The sequence below is a fragment of the Humitalea sp. 24SJ18S-53 genome (assembly GCF_050632385.1).
GTDB lineage: Bacteria > Pseudomonadota > Alphaproteobacteria > Acetobacterales > Acetobacteraceae > Humitalea.
In genome coordinates, this window is the sequence record NZ_CP192599.1 from 4263432 (window position 1) to 4281714 (window position 18283).

Genomic DNA, 18283 nt, shown 5'->3' on the forward strand with positions numbered 1-18283 from the left:
CGTGGGTGCCCCCGGGGTCCTGACCGTATCGCTCGGCGCCATCGTCGCGAATTGGCGGTTTTTGGGGGGGGTGCAGCCGGGCCAGGCGGTCGCGGCGGTGATGAAGGCCGATGCCTATGGGCTGGGGGCCGAGGCCATCGCCCCTGCCCTGCGCGACGCCGGCTGCGCGCATTTCTTCGTGGCGCATAAGGCCGAGGGGCTGGCGCTTCGGGAGGTGCTTGGCCCCGGGCCGATGATCGCCGTGCTGAACGGCTTTTCGCCCGATCTCGGCTGCGACATTTGGCCTGTGCTGAACAGCCTGGCCGATGTGCGGGCCTGGGCGGGGCTGGGGCGGCCGGCGCTGTTGCAACTGGATACCGGCATGGCGCGGCTGGGGCTGCCGCCGGCGGAGCAGCGGCAATTGGCCGGGGAACCGGGGCTGCTGGCGGGGATCGACCTGCGCTATGTCATGACGCACATGGCCTGCGCCGATGAGCCGGCGCATCCGCTGAACGCGATCCAGCGCGATCGTTTCGTCGCCGCGGTGTTTCCGGGGGTGAAGCGCAGCCTGGCGGCGTCGTCCGCGATGTTCCTGGGGGCGGGGTTTGCGTCCGACCTGGCGCGGCCCGGGGCTGCGCTCTACGGGCTGAACCCGACGCCGGGGCACAAAAATCCGATGCAGCCGGTGGTGACGCTTGAGGCACCTATCGTGCAACTGCGCGAAATTACCGCAGGAACCCCCGTCGGCTATGGCGCGACCTGGGTTGCGAAACGTGACAGCCGGATCGCGACCGTTGCCGCGGGGTATGCGGACGGGTATCTGCGGAGCCTCTCGGGGCAAGGCTGGGCCATGCTGGCCGGCGTCCGGGTGCCATTGGTGGGCCGCGTGTCGATGGATCTGTTGACGTTCGATGTGACCGACGCGCCGCGGCCCAACCCTGGCGACAGGGTGGTGCTGATCGGGCAGGGCGTGTCCGCCGACGACCTGGGCCTGTCGGCGGGGACCATCGGGTACGAGATGCTGACCGGGCTTGGCCCCAGGTATCGCCGGGTTTGGGTCGCGTAGTGCCGAACCCGTTGGATGTGCTGGCCGCCATTGGGCGGGGGATGCTGGGCGTCTGCCGCTATGCCGGGGAGGTCGCGATTTTCGCCGGCACCGGGCTGGCGCATGCGGTGCGCCCGCCGCTCTATGGGCGGCTGCTGTGGCGGGCCTTTGTCGAGATCGCCTATTTCTCGTTGCCGGTCGTGGCGCTGACCGCGGTGTTCACGGGCATGGTGCTGGCGCTGCAGTCCTACACCGGGTTTGCCCGCTTCAATGCCGAGGGCGCGGTGGCGACCGTGGTGGTGCTGTCGATCACGCGCGAATTGGGGCCGGTGCTGGCGGGGTTGATGGTCGCGGGGCGCATCGGCGCGAGTTTCGCCGCCGAGATCGGCACCATGCGCGTGACCGACCAGATCGACGCTTTGACCACCCTGTCCACCGACCCGATGAAGTATCTGGTGGCGCCGCGCTTGATCGCCGCGACCATCGCCCTGCCGTTGCTGGTGATGGTGGCGGATGTACTGGGTGTGATGGGTGGCTGGATCATCGCGACGGCGAAACTGGGCTTCGGGTCGGGCGCTTATCTCGTCTCCACCTTGGATGCGCTGAAGACGATGGATGTCGTGTCCGGGCTGGTGAAGGCCGCGGTCTTCGGCTTCGTGGTCGCGCTGATGGGCTGCTGGCACGGGTATCAGAGCAAGGGTGGCGCCCAAGGCGTGGGCCAGGCGACGACGGCGGCGGTGGTCTCGTCCTCGATCCTGATCCTGGCGCTGGACTATGTGCTGACCGAATTGTTCTTCGCGCGATGACCGAGGTTCCGAAGATCCGCATGCGCGGATTGAAGAAGGCGTTCGGGTCCAAGCAGGTGCTGGACGGCGTCGACCTGGATGTGCGGGCCGGGCATGGCATGGTGATCCTGGGCGGGTCCGGGTCGGGCAAGTCGGTCACCATCAAATGCGTGATGGGGCTGATCACGCCGGACGAAGGGCTGATCGAGATCGATGGCGTCGATGTCAGCGCCATGACGGCGCGGCAGCGGACCGAGATCGCGGATCGCACGGGCATGCTGTTCCAGAACGGCGCCTTGTTCGACAGCCTGCCGGTCTGGGAAAACGTCTGCTTCAAGCTGCTGGCCCAAAACCGCATCACGCGCGGCAAGGCGCGGGACAAGGCGGCCGAGGTCTTGGCGCAGGTCGGGCTGGCCGGCAGCGTCGGCGACCTGTCGCCGTCGGAACTGTCGGGCGGCATGCAGAAGCGCGTGGCGCTGGCCCGCGCCATCGCGGCGCAGCCGGATATCATCTTCCTCGACGAACCCACCACGGGGCTGGACCCGATCATGGGGGCGGTGATCGACGGGTTGATCGTGGATGTGGTCAAGCGCCTGGGTGCAACGGCCGTCGCGATCACCCATGACATGGCGAGCGCGCGCCGCATCGGCGACGATGCCGCAATGATCTACCGTGGAAAGATGATCTGGAACGGCGATGCCCGAGTCCTGGGCCAGACCGGCAATGCCATGGTGGACCAGTTCGCCAATGGGTCGCGCGAGGGGCCGATCCAGATGGAGTTGCGCAAGTAGCACCTGGGGGTCCGTGACGGCATGCTGACGTGGATCGAGACGCATGTCGCGCGCAGCGTGCTGATCGTGGCGGCGCTGCTGTTGGCGATCTACCAGGTCTCCGCCCTGGTGTTGGCCTATAGCGGCGATGCCCGGATGGTCGGCGCCCTGGTCGCCGTGGCGCCGGAGGTCGCGGGCCCCATCGACAGCATTCCGGTGCGGGCGGGCCAGGAGATCGCCGCCGGCGCCACCTTGCTGACCATCACCCAGCGGCCCTTTGCCTTGGCGCTGGCGACGGCGCAGGCCGGTTACGACGTGGCCGAACAGAACCGCCAACTCGCGGCCCTGGCGGTCGCGGAGGCCACGGCCGTCGTGGCCCAGACCCGCGCGACATTGACCGATGCCGAGGCGGTGTTGCGGCGGCAGCAGGAACTCGCGGCCTCCGGCGACGCGCCGCGCCAGCGGGTCGATGACGCGACGCGCGATGCCGATGTCGGCCGCGGCGCCATGCTACGCGCCGAGGCCGCGGCCGCCGTGGCCGACCGGCTGGTGACGGTGCGGGCGGCGGAGGTCGCCGCCGCCGCGGCCGCGCGTGACCAGGCGAGCTACAACCTCAGCCGCACCACCCTGACGGCGCCGATCGCGGGGCGCGTCGCACCCTTCACCGCGCGGCCGGGCGACAACCTGGCGCAGGGCGTGCCGGTGCTGCTGCTGGTGACCGACGCGGATTGGCGGGTCATCGCCAATGTGGCGGAGCGGCATATGGCCCGCCTCACCCCGGGCCAGACCGTCTGGGTCACGCTCGGCAACCAGCCTTGGCGGCCGCATCGCGGCGTGGTCCGCAGCATCGCCACCGCCGTCACCAGCACGCCCGATGGCGTGACCGCCGGGGTGATCCCCTATGTCCCGCTGGACACCGACTGGATCCGCCTGCCGCAGCGTTTTCCGGTGGAGATCGTGCTGCCCGACCTGCCGGCCGATGCATCCCGGTTCCATGGCGCGACGGCCCGCGTGCTGGTGTTCTTCTGAATGGTGTTCTTCTGATCGGCACCTGGCATGCGCGGCAGGGGGTCATCACCTCGGCCGCCGTCGCCTGTTCGGTGCTGGCGGCCCTGTTGCTGGGACTGGATGACCCGTGGTGGGCGGCGCTCACGGCCTGGGTGGTGTCGAACGAACACCGCCAGGCGCTGTGGTCCAAGGGGGTGCAGCGGCTGCTGGGCACGGTGATCGGGCTGGCGCTGGGATTGGCGGTGGCGCCGATGGTGGCGGGGCTGCCGGTGTTGCAACTGGTGCTGCTGTTCGCGATCGGCACGGTGGCGACGCGGCAGCGCTTTGCCAGCGTTCATGGCTACGGCTGGCTCTACTGCGGCATCACCATGATGATGGTGGTGATGCAGTCGGCGGCCACGCCCTATGGGCTGCTGGCCTTTGCCCAATGGCGGGCGCTGGAGATCCTGACCGGCGTGGTCGTCGCGACCCTGGTCAGTGCGGTGCTGGGCGGGCCGATCGCCGCCGATATCGCCGCCGCGCGCGGGGCCGCGCCGGCCACGGTCGAACGCCCCGCCGCGCTGCGGCAGGTGGCACTGATCGGTGGCTTGCTGCCGGTGCTCGTCATGGTGACCTGGCAGGCGTTCGACGTGCCGCAGGTGGTGCAGATGGCGGTCACCGCCATCGTGGTGCTGGACAAGGACGTGACCCAGCAGGGGTTGCGCGGCCGGCAGCGCCTGTTGGGCTGCGCGTTGGGGGCCGCCTGCGGCATCGCGGTGGTGCTGGTCGGGACCGATAGCCTGATGCTGTGGCTGGGGGCGCTGACGATCGGGGTGTTCCTGTTTTCCACGATCCATCACGGCGGCGGGCCCTCGGCCTATGTCGGCACGCAGGCGGGGGTGGCCTTCATCATCGCGATCGTGTCCGGCAGCGGGCCGCCGGACATGTTGCTGCCGGCATTGGACCGGCTGGCCGGGGTGGTGCTGGGGGTTTGCCTGATCTTGCTGGCTGGGGCCCTGACCACGCCGGCCCGGGCGTCGCGAACGTAACAGGGGCGCGTCGCCGCCGGACCCGCGGCGGCTCCAGAATAGCATGCCATCGGACATCGCAGATTATTTGTAATTCCCGAAGTAGCGCGCTACCTATTTGTCATGCCGACAACACTCGAACGACCGATGGATGGCAATTTGCGGGAGCAGGTGCTCCAGCAGGTGCGCTCCGAAATCATCTCCGGCGAGAGCGCGCCGGGCGTCATGTATTCCGTCCCCAGCCTCGCGGCGACGCTCGGCGTCTCGACGACGCCGGTGCGCGAGGCCTTGCTGGAACTCGCGCGCATGGGGCTCATCGAACCCCTGCGCAATCGGGGATTCAAGGTCGTCGAGCCAAGCCTGGCGCAGTTGCGCGATCTGTTCGACATGCGCGAACTGGTCGAGCTTTATGCGGCGGAGATCGTGGCCCTGAAGCGCAAGAAGGATCTCGGGCCGCTGCGGATACTCGCCAATGATGTCGAGCGTGCTGTCGGGGCCGGCAGTGTTGCGGATTATCTCGCGACGGATCGTCGCTTCCATCAGGCGCTGACCGAACTCGCCGACAATGAACTGCTCACTGAGACCGTGATGACGCTGCGGGACAAGATGCGCCTCTATGGCATCGGCTCCGAGCAGGGCCTGGAGCGCCAGCGCGAATCCGTGGGCGAGCACTATCGGATCATCGAATTGGTGGAGATCGGCGACGCCGACAGCCTGCGCGGGCTGCTGAGGAACCATATCCGTTCCTGGCAGCCGATCTTCACCGAGGCGCTGCTGCAATTGGCGCGCGCCTCCGCGAAAGCCCGGTAGTCCGCCGAGCTTCGTCTTTTTGCCCAGGATCGCGAATTTTCGGCTTGCGCGACCAACGAAGCAAGCCCAGTAGCGCGTCACACGCGACACGTAGCGCGTTACGCATTACATGATGGAGACGACCATGGATCTCGAACCCCTCAAGCGGCTGCTGTGTCTCGGCTGCGGGTTTTCCTACGACGAGGCGCTCGGGCTCCCGGAGCACGGCCTGGCGGCCGGCACACGCTGGGCCGACATCCCGGACGATTGGGTCTGTCCGGACTGCGGCACCCCCAAGCACGCGTTCGAGATGATCGCGATTGGCTATGCCGCCGGCGGCGCCGACCTCGCCCGCACCGCCTGAGCCCTCAGCAAAGAAAGGAACCCGGGCCATGAGCAATTCGTTTGTCATCCGCAATGCCGAGCGCGGCCACGACATGATCACATCCGATGGGTCACGGGCGTCCTATATCGCCGGCCATCCCGATGGCTTCGTCACCCGCGCCTCAAGCTTCAATTTCCATGACTACCAGACCGGCCGGCCCGGCTTCGGTCCGGTCCGCGTCTTCGGCGATGAGGTTTTTCACGGTGCCGGCTGCGGTTACAACATGCATCCGCACCATAACTTCGTCATCTGTGCCTTCGTCTTCGCGGGCGATCTGACTCATATCAACACCGCGGGCGCGGGCATGGTCGATCGGCTGACAGCCGGGGACTACTACGTTTTCTCGGCTGGCTCCGGCGGCAAGCATGCGGAGCTGAGCGTCACGCCAGAGGATATGCACGTCATCTATCTCTGGGCGCTTCCGGGGCAGCTCTTCCTGCCGCCGAGCTACCATCGCGGCCATTTCGATTTCCGGAAACGACGCAACGACCTCGTGCAGCTTGTCGGCGACAGCGACGAGGCCCTGCCGATCCCCCAGGACCTCCGCGTTTCACGGCTGATCGCCGATGCCGGGCGTAGTTTCCCGTACCGGCCCCGCACGCGGTCGCACGGCCTCTATGTCTTCGTGCGCGAGGGCGCGGTGATCTGTGGGGGGATGGCGCTCGGCCGTCGTGACAGCACGGGAGTTTGGGACGTCGACGAGATCTCCCTGGAGATTGTCGAGGACGATACCGACGTGCTGATCGTCGAGACGATCATGGTCGACGACACCACCATCAAGGCCTGGGAGGGCAGTCATGCCGGTCACTAGCGCATGCTTTGCCGTCCTGCTCGCGGCACCGATTGGGCATGAGGTTTGCCCACCCCATCATCACAAAGGCGCATGACATGCCGATCATGGATGTCCGTTACCCTGCCGGTGGCCTCGACCAGGCCGCCAAGGCCGATCTCGCCAAGCGCCTGACCGATGTGTTGATCCGGATGGAAGGCGGCGCCGGCACGGACGGCGGACGCGCCTTCGCTTCGGTGCTGTTCACCGCGGTGCCGGAGGGCGACTGGTGGGTGGGTGGCGAAACGGGCGCCCGCTTCGTACATGCCCCGGGACGCTTCCTGGTCCATGTGACCATTCCCGAAGGCTATATGAACGCCGAGCACAAGGGCGAGGTGCATCGCTGGGTCGCGGCCGCGATCCTCGCTGCCACAGGAACCGAGGAGCCCGGAGCCGGGGGCAGCATCCTGACCGTCATCGATGAGGTGACGGAGGGCAATTGGGGGGCCGGCGGCGGGGTGATCAGCCTCGACAGCATCGCCGGCAGCGTCGGCATGTCGAAGACCGGCGCGCGTTTTGACTGGGTGCGAGCCTATTTCGCCGCCAAGGCGCGGATGCTCACGGCCTTCGGCTATCCGGCGGATATCGGCGGGCTGCCACCCAGCCAGCCGCGCTGACGACCACGCCGAGGGGGGTGGCGCCCGGGGCCGGGGCGGGCCATCTTGTTCATGGTTCGTTTCCAAAGGGTCTTCGCTTGGCCAAAGCCTCCCCCCGCTTCGTCTGCCAATCCTGCGGCGCCACCGCCGCCAAGTGGCAGGGGCGCTGCGATGGTTGCGGCGGCTGGAACACCCTGGTCGAGGAAACCGCCGAAGCCCGCGGCCCCGGCATCGCGGCCAAGGTCGCGGCCGGCGGGCGGCGCGTGGAATTCGTGGCGCTGCGCGGGTCATCGGCGCCGCCCCCCCGCACCGCCAGCGGCATGACGGAGTTGGACCGCGTGCTGGGCGGCGGTTTCGTGCCCGGATCGGCAGTGCTGGTGGGCGGCGACCCGGGCATCGGCAAATCCACCATCCTGCTGCAGGCGGCGGCCCGCATGGCGATGGCCGGCGGCCGGGTGCTGTATATCTCGGGCGAAGAGGCGGTGGAGCAGATCCGCATGCGCGCGCTGCGCCTTGGCCTGGCCGATGCCCCGCTGGCGCTGGCCGCCGCATCCGCCCTGCGCGACATCGCGGCGAGCCTGGAGGATGAGAGCCAGGCGACCCTGGTCGTGATCGATTCGATCCAGACCGTCTGGACCGATGCGTTGGACAGCGCCCCCGGCACCGTCGGCCAGGTGCGCGCCTGCGCCGCCGAGTTGATCCGCCTGTGCAAATCGCGCGGCTTTGCCCTGGTGCTGGTCGGGCATGTCACCAAGGAAGGTGCGCTCGCCGGGCCGCGCGTGCTGGAACACATGGTCGACGCGACCCTGTATTTCGAAGGCGACCGCGGCCACCAGTTCCGCATCCTGCGCGCGGTCAAGAACCGCTTTGGCGCGACCGATGAAATCGGCGTTTTCGAAATGACCGAGCAGGGATTGGAGGAAGTGCCCAATCCCTCCGCCCTGTTCCTGGCCGAACGGCGCGGCAATATCGCCGGCAGCGCTGTGTTCGCCGGGCTTGAGGGCACGCGGCCGGTGTTGATGGAGGTGCAGGCCCTGCTCTCCCCCACGCCCGGTGGCGGCACGCCGCGGCGGCAGGTGGTGGGCTGGGATTCGGCGCGGCTGTCGATGCTGATGGCGGTGCTGGAAACGCGCTGCGGGCTGACCCTGGGGCAGAACGATGTCTACCTGAACATCGCCGGCGGCTTGCGGATCAACGAACCCGCCGCCGATCTGGCCGTCGCCGCCGCCCTGGTCAGCGCCGCGACCGCCAAGCCGACCAGCGCGGGGGCGGTGTATTTCGGTGAAATCGGCCTGTCGGGCGAGGTGCGGCAAGTGGCGCAGGGCGAGTCGCGCTTGCGGGAGGCCGCCAAGCTGGGCTTTTCGGCCGCCGTGCTGCCGCGCCGGGTGGCACGCGGTGGCCGCACGCCGGTGGCACCTGACGGCATGACCGTCCGGGAAATCGGCCATCTGGCGGATCTGGTCGCCCCTTTTATCGATCCAAAAAAGAAGCCCGCGACCAAGGCGTGACGCCACGTTACGCGCCCGCTATACCCCGGCGCGCATGACCTGGGTCGACATCGCTCTGCTGGTGGTAATGGCCCTTTCGGCGATCATTGCCTTTTTTCGCGGCCTGGTGGCCGAGGTGCTGGGAGTCGCGGCATGGGTCGGGGCTGTCGCCCTGGCCTTCCTGCTGCAGCCACAGACGCTGCCGATGCTGCTGCCCTATGTCGAACCGCGCTGGCTGGCCGAGGTTTTGGCCGTCGGCGGCGTGTTCCTCATCACGCTGGTGGTGCTGAAGCTGCTGATCGGCTGGATTTCCGGCCATATCCAGCGGTCGATGCTGGGCGGGCTGGATCGCACGCTGGGCATCCCCTTCGGGATCGCGCGCGGGGCCTTCCTGGCGATCCTGGCCTATGTGGTCGGCGGGCTGTTCGTGCCGACCGCCGACAAGTGGCCCGATGCGGTGCGCGATGCGCGCGCGCTGCCACATGTCGCGGAAGCAGCCGATTGGATGGTGAATCGAATGCCGGCCGAATACCGTCCGCGCCTGCCAGACCTGCCCAGCAGGCGGGTGCCGACGCAAGAGGACCTGTTGCGGCCGCCGGCCAGAAGTCGCACATGACGGCTGTGCGACAAGCCCCGGATCGAACCCCGAACCGGTGCCATCGCTTGCGCGTAAGGGTGCCCCCCCGATGATCACCAATCCGCACGACGACGACCACTTCCACGAGGAATGTGGTGTCTTTGGAGTTTGGGGCGCGACCGATGCCGCCGCCCTCACCGCGCTCGGACTGCATGCCTTGCAGCACCGGGGCCAGGAAGCGGCGGGGATCGTTTCGCTCGATCGCGGACGCTTCCATGCGCACAAGGGCCGCGGCCTGGTGGGCGACAATTTCTCCGATGCCAAGGTGATGGCGGGGCTGCCCGGACGGGCGGCCTGTGGCCACAACCGCTATGCCACGACGGGTGAAACGGCGCTGCGCAATGTGCAGCCGCTCTACGCCGATTTCGTGTTTGGTGGTTTCGCCGTCGCACACAACGGCAATTTGACGAATGCCGTCGGGCTGAAGCGCGCGCTGGTGCGGCGCGGCTGCATCTTCCAGTCCACGACGGATTCGGAGGTGTTCATCCACCTGATCGCCACCAGCCTCTACGATACGGTGGTGGATCGGCTGATCGATGCGCTGAAGCAGGTGCAGGGCGCCTATTCGCTGGTCGCGCTGCATGATGGCGCGCTGATCGGCGCGCGCGATCCGCGCGGCGTGCGGCCGCTGGTGCTGGGCCGGCTTGGGTCGGGCGACACCGCATCCTGGGTGCTGGCCAGCGAAACCTGCGCGCTGGACATCGTCGGCGCCGATTTCGTGCGCGACGTGGAGCCGGGTGAGATCGTGCTGATCGACGACAAGGGCGTGACCAGCGTCAAACCCTTCGCCGCCGCACCGGAACGTTTCTGCATTTTCGAATACATCTATTTTGCCAGGCCGGATTCCGTGGTCGAGGGCACGCCCGTTTATGGCACCCGCAAGCGCATTGGCGAGGAATTGGCGCGCGAGGCCGGGGTCGAGGCCGATATGGTGGTGCCGGTGCCCGACAGCGGCGTGCCCGCCGCGATGGGATATGCGGCCGAGTCAGGCATCCCCTTCGAACTCGGCATCATCCGCAATCACTATGTCGGCCGCACCTTCATCGAGCCGACCGACCACATCCGCCATCTTGGTGTGAAACTCAAACATTCCGCCAATCGTGCGATGCTGGAAGGCAAGCGCGTCATCCTGGTGGATGATTCGATCGTGCGCGGCACAACGAGCCGGAAGATCGTCGAGATGGTGCGCCAGGCGGGTGCGACCGAGGTGCATATGCGCATCAGCAGCCCGCCGACGACGCATTCCTGTTTCTACGGCATCGACACGCCGGAACGCTCGCAATTGATGGCGGCGAATCATTCGGTGGCGGAGATGGCGCGGATCATCGGCGCGGATAGCCTGGCCTTCATCTCGCTGGACGGGCTGTATCGCGCGCTGGGCAAGCCCGGGCGGAACAGCGATGCGCCGGCCTATTGCGACGCCTGCTTCACCGGCGATTACGCGATCGCGTTGCCGGATGCGCAGGAAAACGCGCCGCGACCGCTGTCGATGCTGCCGGCTGTCGCCGAATGATCCGTCCATTGTTGGGCCAGGTGGCGCTGGTCACCGGGGCGTCGCGCGGCATCGGTGCCGCCGTCGCGGTGGAACTGGCGCGGGCCGGGGCGCAGGTCGTGCTGGTCGCGCGGACGCAGGGCGGGTTGGAGGAAACCGACGACGCCGTGCGTGCGGCGGGGTCCTCCGCGACCTTGCTGCCGCTGGACCTGATCAAGGATGCCGAGCAGATCGACATGCTGGGGCCGTCGATCGTCGCGCGGTTCGGGCGGCTGGATATCCTGGTGCATGCGGCGGGGGCTCTCGGCAGCCTGACGCCGGTCGCGCATATCCAGCCCAAGGATTGGGCCGAGATGATCGCGGTCAACATGGCCAGCACCTGGCGGCTGATCCGCACCTGCGATCCGCCGATGCGGGCGGCGCCGGCGGGGCGGGCGGTGGTCATCACCACGGGCCGCATCCAGCGCCCAAAGGCCTATTGGGGCGGCTATGGCGCGACCAAGGCCGGCCAGGCGCATCTGGTGCAAAGCTGGGCGCTGGAAACCCATGAGTCGCCGCTGCGGGTGAACCTGTATGACCCCGGCATCGTGGCGACGAAGATGCGCATGACGGCGATGCCGGGCGAAGACCAGTCCAGCCTGGCCCAACCGGCCGATGTGGCGCCGGAGATCGTGGCGCTGTGCCTGCCGACGGAGACACGGCAGGGCGAGACGGTGGTGCGCCCGTCACTCTGACGGCTTGCCGCGCCCCTTCTTGACGTCGGCGCGGATGGACTTGCCTTCCAGGCGGCGTTCCTTGGACCCGCGGGTCGGGCGCGTCGGGCGGCGGATCGGGGGTGGCGGCTTGGCGGCCTCCCGGATCAAGTCCAGCAGGCGTTCCAGCGCGTCTTCTCGGTTGCGTTCACGGGTGCGGTGGCGTTGGGCGGCGATGATCAGCACGCCATCCTTGGTCAGGCGGCGACCGGCCAGGCGTTCCAGGCGTTCGCGCACGGCTTCCGGCAGGCTGGGCGAATTGCGCACGTCGAAGCGCAGCTGGACAGCGGTTTCGACCTTGTTGACGTTCTGGCCCCCTGCCCCCGAGGCGCGCAGAAAATCCTCGTGCAGTTCACGCTCGTCCAGGCTGATGCGGTTGGTGACGGGGATCATGGGTGCTGCTTGCCCGTTCAGGCAGCACCACGCAAATCAGAACCGCTTCAGCAGCCGGTCGATGTAGTCCAACTCCTGTGCCGGGCGTTCCCGCTCCGCCCCACGGCGGCGCAGTTCTTCCTGGATGCGGCGGCTGCGCAGCAGTTCGGCTTCCTCCGGCACGCGGGTATCGCCACCGTTTTCGGCCGCCCCCGGCGCTTCGCGCGCGCGGCGGCCGAGGGGATCGCGGCCCTGGGCCAGGTCGCCGGGGGTGTCGCCGCCCTCGCCGCCTTGTTCGCTGCCATCGGCCATGCCCTGGCCTTCGCCGTCCTCGCCCTCTTCCTCGCCGGGCTCACCGCCGGGTTGGCCCTGGCCGAACTGGCGCTGCATCTGCTGCGCCATCTGGCGGTTGCCCTCGGCCAATTCGCGCAGGGCGCGCTGCTGGTCGGGGCGGGCGTCGTTGCCGCCGCGCAGGTTCTCCTGCGCCTCGCGCATCGCCTGGTCGGCGCGGCCGAGGGCGTCGGGCACTTCCCCGGTCAGGTCGCCGAATTGCTGCATCACCTCGCCCAGCGCGCGGCGCAGGGCGCGTTGCACGCGGGCGTCGCGTTCGGCGGCGGCGCGGTCCTGGGCGGCGGCTTCGGGCGGCTGGGCGCCGGGGGGCTGGCGGCCGGGCTGGCGGCGGGCGGCGTTGCGGCGCTGTTCCTCGGTCTCGGCGCGCTGGTGGCCTTCGTCCAGTAGCCCTTGCTGGCGGCGGACCATGTCCTGCATCGCGCCCATCTGCTGCTGGCCGCGTTCGCGGCGCTGCTGGCGCTCGGGGCTTTCGGCGCGGCTGTTGCGGCCCTGTTCCAGGTTGTCGAGCATGCGTTCCAGCTCGGCCAATTCGCGCTGGGCGTCGCGGTTGCGTTCTTCACGTGCCGCGTCGCGCATGCGCTGGGTGCGGCGGTCCAACTCGCGCTGGTCCAGCAGGCGGTTGGCGGGGTCGTAGGGCATCGCCTCGGCGTTTTCGCGCTGCAGGCGTTCGGCCAGGGCTTCCAGGTGGCGGCGGATGGCTTCGCGCAATTGCTGGATGCGTTCGTCGGTCTGCTGGCGTTCGGCCTCGCGCTGGACCTGCTGTTCCGGGTTCGGCGGGTTCTGGGCGTCCTGTTCGCGGCGTTCGGCTTCGCGCCGTTCGGCCTGGTCCAGCGATTCGCGCAGCGCCTGCCGGGCCTCGGCCAGGGCACGGGCTGTCCGGTCGGCGCGGCCTTCCTCCAGCGCCAGGGCGACTTCCCACAGGATGTCCTGGACCTCAGGGATGGCTTCGGGGCGGCGGTCGCGGACCAGCCGGGCGCGGGCGGCGCGCAGGGCCAGGTAGGTCGCGGAATCATGCTCGAAGGCCTCGGGCGAGGCGGTGATGCGGTCCAACTCGGCGCGGGAGGAGGCGCGGGCGTCCGGGTCCACCGACAGCGCCCGGCGCAGCGCAATCAGCGCCTGGGCGACAGGATGGGTGAAGGCGCGTTCCGGCAGGGTCAGGGTCGCGTCGTCGCTGCGACCTTCCTGCGCCGCGCCGTCGACGGCGACCAGCAGGACCCGCACCGGCAACCCGGCCCAGGGATGCGCGGACAGGTCGGGCTGGGCGGCGCCGCGCGCCTGCTTCGGCGACGCCGCGGGCAGCGGCAGGTCCACCACCAGCGCCGGCGCATCGGGGCGCGCGACCAGGCGGAGTTCGGCGCGGACGGTCACCAGGCCCCAGTCATCCTCGGCCCGCCAGGGCAGGCGCACGGCCAGGCCGCGCTGCGCCCGGCCGGGCGGTTCGGCAAAGGCCACGACCGGCGGGGAATCGGCGCGCGCGGTCAGCGACCAGCGGGCGATGTCGCTGGCGTCGCGGCGGATGCCGACGGTCATGCCGCGATCGACCAGCGCCTCGGCACCGAAGGAGGAGCCATCGAGCGCACGGAACGGGGTGGCGGTGCCATCCAGCAACAGGTCCGGCACGCCGCCGCTGCCGCCCGACAGGGCCAGGTGGACGCGGCTGCCGGCCGGCACGCTGACGCTGCCCCCGGCGGGGTCGAGGAAGAGGGGCGGCGCGCCGGTATAGGGCGGCGGGGTCACCCAGGCCTCCAGCCGCAGGGCGGGGGCGGGCGGCGGCAGTTCGAAGCCGGGCACCAGGGCGCGGCGCAGCCGTTCCGGCGTTTCGGCGCCGGCGATGCCAAAGGCGCCGACCAGTGCCACGACCAGCCCGCCACGCAGCGCGCGGCGGTCCAACGCGGCCAGCCCCGGGCGCGGCAGGCCGACGCGCAGGCGGCCGATCATCGCCCGTGCCCGGCGCTGGTGCTCGCTCCAGACCGCGCGGGAGATGGGGTCGTCGCCGGCCGCGTGGTCCGACAGCACGGCCAGCGGCTGGTGGCGCAGGCCGGAGGCTTTTTCCAGACGGCGGTCGGCGGCGGCCAGGCCCGGCACCCGCAAGCCGCGCAGCCCGCGCCAGGCGGCCCAGCCGAGAAGACCCGCGAAAACGGCCAAGCCAATCATGTGCAGCCAGCGCGGCAGCACCAGTGGCAGGCCAAGCAGCGCCAGGACAATAAAGACTCCGCCTACGCCGAGGACCGGCCAAAGCCGGGGCCACAGGGCTTCCCACCACAAGGCCAGGCGCGCGGCCCGGCGGCGGCGATCCAGGCGGTCGTCGGTCATGTCAGCCAGTCCGGCATGTGCTGGCGCGCCAGCAGGTCCTCGATCGGTTGGCGGTCGCGCACCACGGCGAAACGGTCGCCATCGACCATGACCTCGGGGGCCAGGGGGCGGGCGTTGTAGGTGCTGCTCATGGTCGCGCCATAGGCGCCGGCATCGAGCAGGGCGACGAGGTCCCCGGCCTTCATCGCCGGCAGCGCGCGGTCGCGGGCAAAGGTATCGCCCGTTTCGCAGACCGGGCCGACGATATCGGCCGGGGTGCGCGGTGCCACCAGGGCGGCCGGGGCCAGCGGCAGGATGCCGTGCCAGGCGTCATACATGGCCGGGCGGGCCAGGTCGTTCATGGCCGCGTCCAGCACGACAAAGCGCCGCGTGGCCCCGTGCTTGACCAGCACGACCCGCGACAGCAGCAGCCCGGCGGGGCCGGCCAGCCAGCGCCCGGGCTCGATCATCACGGGCAGGCCGAGGTCGCCCAGGGTCGCCTTGATGGCGCCGGCCAGGGCCTCCGGCGGGGGGGCGATCTCGTCGCGATAGGGGATGCCGAGCCCACCGCCGCAATCGACGCGCTGCACGGGCAGGCCGGCGGTGCGCAGGGTGCGGACCAGTTCGGCCGCCTTGGCATAGGCGGCGCGATAGGCCGACATGCCGGCGGTGATCTGGCTGCCGATATGCATGGCGATGCCGATGGGCTCGATCCCCGGCAGTTCGGCCATGCGGGCGTAGATGGCGGGGGCATCGCCGATGGCGACACCGAACTTGTTCTCGGCCAGGCCCGTGGTGATCTTGGCGTGGGTCTTGGCATCCACATCGGGGTTCACCCGCAGGGCGACGCGGGCGGTGCGGCCCATGGCGGTGGCGATGATCGAAAGGGCTTCGATCTCCTCCACGCTTTCGGCGTTGATCTGGAAGATGTCCTCGGCCAGCGCCCGGCGCAGGTCGGCCTCGGTCTTGCCGACGCCGGAGAAGACGATGGCGGAGGCGGGCACGCCGGCGGCGCGGGCGGCCAGCAATTCGCCCTCGCTGACCACGTCGGCCCCGGCGCCGCCGGCGGCCAGGACGCGGACGACGGCCAGGTTGTCATTGGCCTTCATGGCGTAATGGATGGTGGCGTTCAGCCCGGCGCCATCCAGGGCGCCCCGCAGGGCAGCGAGGCGGCGGCGCAGCGTGCCGGCCGAATACACCCACGCGGGGGTGCCGACGGCCGCGGCGATGCGGGCAAGGGCCACTTCCTCCATCATGAGGCCGGCCAGGGGATCGGCGGACAGGCCGGGACGGGCGGCCAGGAGTTCGGCGAAGGACGGGTCATCGCCGAATGCGGCGGGCAAGGGGGAAGCCATGCCCAGAATTATGGGGGCGCCATGCCGCGCTGCAAAGGAAGAAGCGCGCAGGCGGCGCCGCTGTTACGCGCCCGGCGCCGCCGCTGCCCGCAAACCGGGCGGTTTTGGCCCAGCGGGGCGGCAGGTCCGGCGGGTGTTTACCGGGATGGCCACGCCGGCGGCGGGGTCGTGCCCGGCGGCACGGGCGTCGGGTCCAGGACCGTTGGGCGCGGCGCCCGGTCCGGCGCCGGGTACGCGCGCGGGTAGATGATCCGGTCCGAAGGGCCGGGGGGTGAAATCGGCCCGACCCGGCCACAGGCGGCCAGGGAGGCCGCGAGCAGAAGAAGCCCCGTGCGCAAAATCATGCCAGACGCTCCCGCCACGCCGCCGCCATCCGGCGCACATTTTCGGGCGCCGTGCCGCCGTGGGAGGTGCGGGAGGCGACCGATGCCTCCACCGTCAGCACCGAATAGACGGCGTCGGTGATGCCGGGGTGGACCGCCTGCATGGCCTCAAGCGGCAGGTCGGGCAGGTCGATGCCGCGTGTCTCGGCCTCCTTCACCAGGCGCCCCGTCACGTGGTGGGCGTCGCGGAAGGGCAAATGCAGTTCACGGACCAGCCAATCGGCGAGGTCGGTGGCGGTGGAAAAGCCGGCCCGCGCCGCATCCCGCAGCCGCGCCACATCGGGCTTCAGGTCCCGCACCATGCCGGCGGTGGCGGCGAGGCCGAGGGTCAGGGATTCGGCGGCGTCAAACAGGCCTTCCTTGTCCTCCTGCATGTCCTTGCCATAGGTCAGGGGCAGGCCCTTCATCACCATCAGCAGCCCGACCACGGCCCCGGTGATGCGCCCGGTTTTTGCCCGCACCAGCTCGGCGGCATCGGGATTGCGCTTCTGGGGCATGATGCTGCTGCCGGTCGAGAACGAATCCGACAGTTTGATGAAGCCGAAATAGGGGTTGGTCCAGAGGACGATTTCCTCGGCGAACCGCGACAGATGCGTGGCGCAGATCGCGCAGGCGGCAAGGAATTCAATGGCATAGTCACGGGACGCGACCGCATCCAGGCTGTTGCGCATCGGCCCGTCGAACCCCAGCACCGCCGCCGTCATATGCGTATCGATCGGGAAGCCGGTGCCGCAGAGGGCGGCCGCCCCAAGCGGGCTTTCGTTCATCCGCGCCCGGCAATCGGCCAGCCGGCCCCGGTCGCGGCCGAGCATTTCGACATAGGCCAGCAAATGGTGGCCCAGGGTCGTCGGCTGGGCCGGTTGCAGATGGGTGAAGCCCGGCATGACGGAGCCCGCGTGCTCGCCGGCACGTTCGACCAGGGCGGTCATGCAATCGGCGATCTGCCCGTCCAGCCCATCAATGGCATCCCGGACCCAGAGGCGGACATCCAGCGCCACCTGGTCGTTGCGGCTGCGGCCGGTGTGCAGGCGCTTGCCCGCGTCCCCGATGCGGTCGGTCAGGCGGGCTTCCACGTTCATGTGGATGTCCTCCAGCGCCTCGGAGAAGGTAAAGGTCCCGCCCTCGATCTCGGTGGCGATGGCGGCCAAGCCGTCGCGGATGGCGGCCTCCTCCTCCGCGGTCAGGATCCCCACATGCTTGAGCATGGCGGCATGGGCCAGGCTGCCGCGGATGTCCTGGCGCCACATTTTACGGTCGAAGGAGATGCTGGCATTGATGGCGGTCATGATGGCCGAAGGGCCTTCGGCGTAACGCCCGCCCCATTGTTGGTTGCCCAAGACTGCCTTGCTTGCGTTCGTCACTGGAAGGAGTGCCCCGTGCTGTTCATGACCCGTCGCCAATCCATGATGGCCCCGGCGATGCTGACCGTTGGCGGCACTCTCACCATGGGGGGCGGCCTGCGTCCAGCATCGGCTGCTGAACGGGACGGGTTCGAGGCATTGGTCGAGACCCCGCCGCGGGCCCTGCCGGAGGGGCTGGCCTGGACGGATGGCGAGGGCGCGGCCTCCGGCCCCGCCGCCTTTGCCGGGCGGGGGATGGTGATCAACCTCTGGGCGACCTGGTGCGCGCCCTGCGTGGCGGAGATGCCGGCGCTGGACCGCTTGGCCGCGCTGCTGGCGCCGCAGGGAATCGTGGTGCTGCCGCTGTCGTCGGACCGGGGTGGGCGGGCGCAGGTCGCGCCGTTCTATGAACGCACGCGGTTGCGGAACCTGGGGATCTGGCTGGACCCGCGCGGCACGGTCGGCCGGGCCTTTTCCGTGCGCGGGCTGCCGACGACGATCATCGTGGGCCGCGACGGGCGCGAAAGGGCGCGGCTGGAGGGCGCGGCGGCCTGGGATTCGCCCCGGCTGGTGGCGGCGGTGCGACGGCTGGCCGGGGCCGAGGCACCGGCGAACACCAGCACCTGACG

At 69.7% G+C, this 18283-nt stretch carries 18 protein-coding genes; 14 read left to right on the forward strand and 4 right to left on the reverse strand.

Going from position 1 to position 18283, the window contains the following annotated elements; genetic code table 11:
- Position 1 precedes the first annotated feature (1 nt).
- From alr to ACQW02_RS20510, 13 genes are all read left to right on the forward strand, one after another.
- Complete coding sequence (gene alr / locus ACQW02_RS20450; RefSeq protein ID WP_431281751.1) at positions 2–1045, forward strand: alanine racemase; 1044 nt, start codon at positions 2–4, stop codon at positions 1043–1045.
- A 41-nt stretch (positions 1046–1086) separates the two neighbouring features.
- On the forward strand, positions 1087–1830 hold the full coding sequence (locus ACQW02_RS20455; protein WP_431285944.1) for an MlaE family ABC transporter permease: 744 nt from the start codon (positions 1087–1089) through the stop codon (positions 1828–1830).
- Positions 1827–2600: an ABC transporter ATP-binding protein gene (locus tag ACQW02_RS20460; RefSeq protein WP_431281752.1), complete on the forward strand. Its 774-nt coding sequence runs from the start codon at positions 1827–1829 to the stop codon at positions 2598–2600. The genes ACQW02_RS20455 and ACQW02_RS20460 overlap by 4 nt, the downstream gene beginning before the upstream one ends.
- Positions 2601–2621: 21 nt before the next feature.
- Complete coding sequence (locus ACQW02_RS20465; RefSeq protein WP_431281753.1) at positions 2622–3608, forward strand: HlyD family secretion protein; 987 nt, start codon at positions 2622–2624, stop codon at positions 3606–3608.
- A 44-nt stretch (positions 3609–3652) separates the two neighbouring features.
- On the forward strand, positions 3653–4615 hold the full coding sequence (locus ACQW02_RS20470; RefSeq protein WP_431285945.1) for an FUSC family protein: 963 nt from the start codon (positions 3653–3655) through the stop codon (positions 4613–4615).
- A gap of 126 nt (positions 4616–4741) precedes the next feature.
- Positions 4742–5404: a GntR family transcriptional regulator gene (locus ACQW02_RS20475; protein WP_431281754.1), complete on the forward strand. Its 663-nt coding sequence runs from the start codon at positions 4742–4744 to the stop codon at positions 5402–5404.
- A gap of 124 nt (positions 5405–5528) precedes the next feature.
- On the forward strand, positions 5529–5747 hold the full coding sequence (locus ACQW02_RS20480; RefSeq protein WP_431281755.1) for a rubredoxin: 219 nt from the start codon (positions 5529–5531) through the stop codon (positions 5745–5747).
- Positions 5748–5775: 28 nt separating this feature from the next.
- Positions 5776–6579: a pirin family protein gene (locus ACQW02_RS20485; protein ID WP_431281756.1), complete on the forward strand. Its 804-nt coding sequence runs from the start codon at positions 5776–5778 to the stop codon at positions 6577–6579.
- A gap of 77 nt (positions 6580–6656) precedes the next feature.
- Positions 6657–7214: a tautomerase family protein gene (locus ACQW02_RS20490; protein WP_431281757.1), complete on the forward strand. Its 558-nt coding sequence runs from the start codon at positions 6657–6659 to the stop codon at positions 7212–7214.
- A gap of 77 nt (positions 7215–7291) precedes the next feature.
- Positions 7292–8701 (forward strand): DNA repair protein RadA, encoded by a 1410-nt coding sequence (gene radA / locus ACQW02_RS20495; RefSeq protein ID WP_431281758.1) that lies wholly within the window; start codon positions 7292–7294, stop codon positions 8699–8701.
- A gap of 34 nt (positions 8702–8735) precedes the next feature.
- Positions 8736–9296 carry a CvpA family protein gene (locus ACQW02_RS20500; RefSeq protein WP_431281759.1) on the forward strand — a complete coding sequence of 187 codons (561 nt, stop codon included), beginning with the start codon at positions 8736–8738 and terminating at the stop codon, positions 9294–9296.
- 70 nt (positions 9297–9366) lie between these two features.
- The gene (gene purF, locus ACQW02_RS20505) at positions 9367–10830 is read left to right on the forward strand and encodes an amidophosphoribosyltransferase (protein WP_431281760.1); all 1464 of its coding nucleotides are present in this window, start codon (positions 9367–9369) and stop codon (positions 10828–10830) included.
- Positions 10827–11543 carry an SDR family NAD(P)-dependent oxidoreductase gene (locus ACQW02_RS20510; RefSeq protein WP_431281761.1) on the forward strand — a complete coding sequence of 239 codons (717 nt, stop codon included), beginning with the start codon at positions 10827–10829 and terminating at the stop codon, positions 11541–11543. The genes purF and ACQW02_RS20510 overlap by 4 nt, the downstream gene beginning before the upstream one ends.
- Here the strand turns inward: ACQW02_RS20510 and arfB are convergent.
- The 4 genes from arfB to argH form a co-directional block, all read right to left on the reverse strand.
- A complete protein-coding gene (gene arfB, locus ACQW02_RS20515) occupies positions 11535–11954 on the reverse strand; it encodes an alternative ribosome rescue aminoacyl-tRNA hydrolase ArfB (RefSeq protein WP_431281762.1) in 420 nt (139 codons plus the stop codon). The genes ACQW02_RS20510 and arfB overlap by 9 nt on opposite strands.
- A gap of 36 nt (positions 11955–11990) precedes the next feature.
- Entirely contained in the window at positions 11991–14597 is a 2607-nt protein-coding gene (locus tag ACQW02_RS20520; protein WP_431281763.1) for a DUF4175 domain-containing protein, read from the reverse strand.
- Positions 14594–15931 (reverse strand): diaminopimelate decarboxylase, encoded by a 1338-nt coding sequence (gene lysA / locus ACQW02_RS20525; protein ID WP_431281764.1) that lies wholly within the window; start codon positions 15929–15931, stop codon positions 14594–14596. The genes ACQW02_RS20520 and lysA overlap by 4 nt, the downstream gene beginning before the upstream one ends.
- Before the next feature lie 340 nt (positions 15932–16271).
- The gene (argH, locus tag ACQW02_RS20530) at positions 16272–17600 is read right to left on the reverse strand and encodes an argininosuccinate lyase (protein WP_431281765.1); all 1329 of its coding nucleotides are present in this window, start codon (positions 17598–17600) and stop codon (positions 16272–16274) included.
- Positions 17601–17699: 99 nt separating this feature from the next.
- On the opposite strand from argH, the gene ACQW02_RS20535 reads away from it, so the two are divergent.
- Positions 17700–18281, forward strand: a complete 582-nt coding sequence (locus ACQW02_RS20535; RefSeq protein WP_431285946.1) for a TlpA disulfide reductase family protein — start codon at positions 17700–17702, stop codon at positions 18279–18281.
- Positions 18282–18283: the final 2 nt, after the last annotated feature.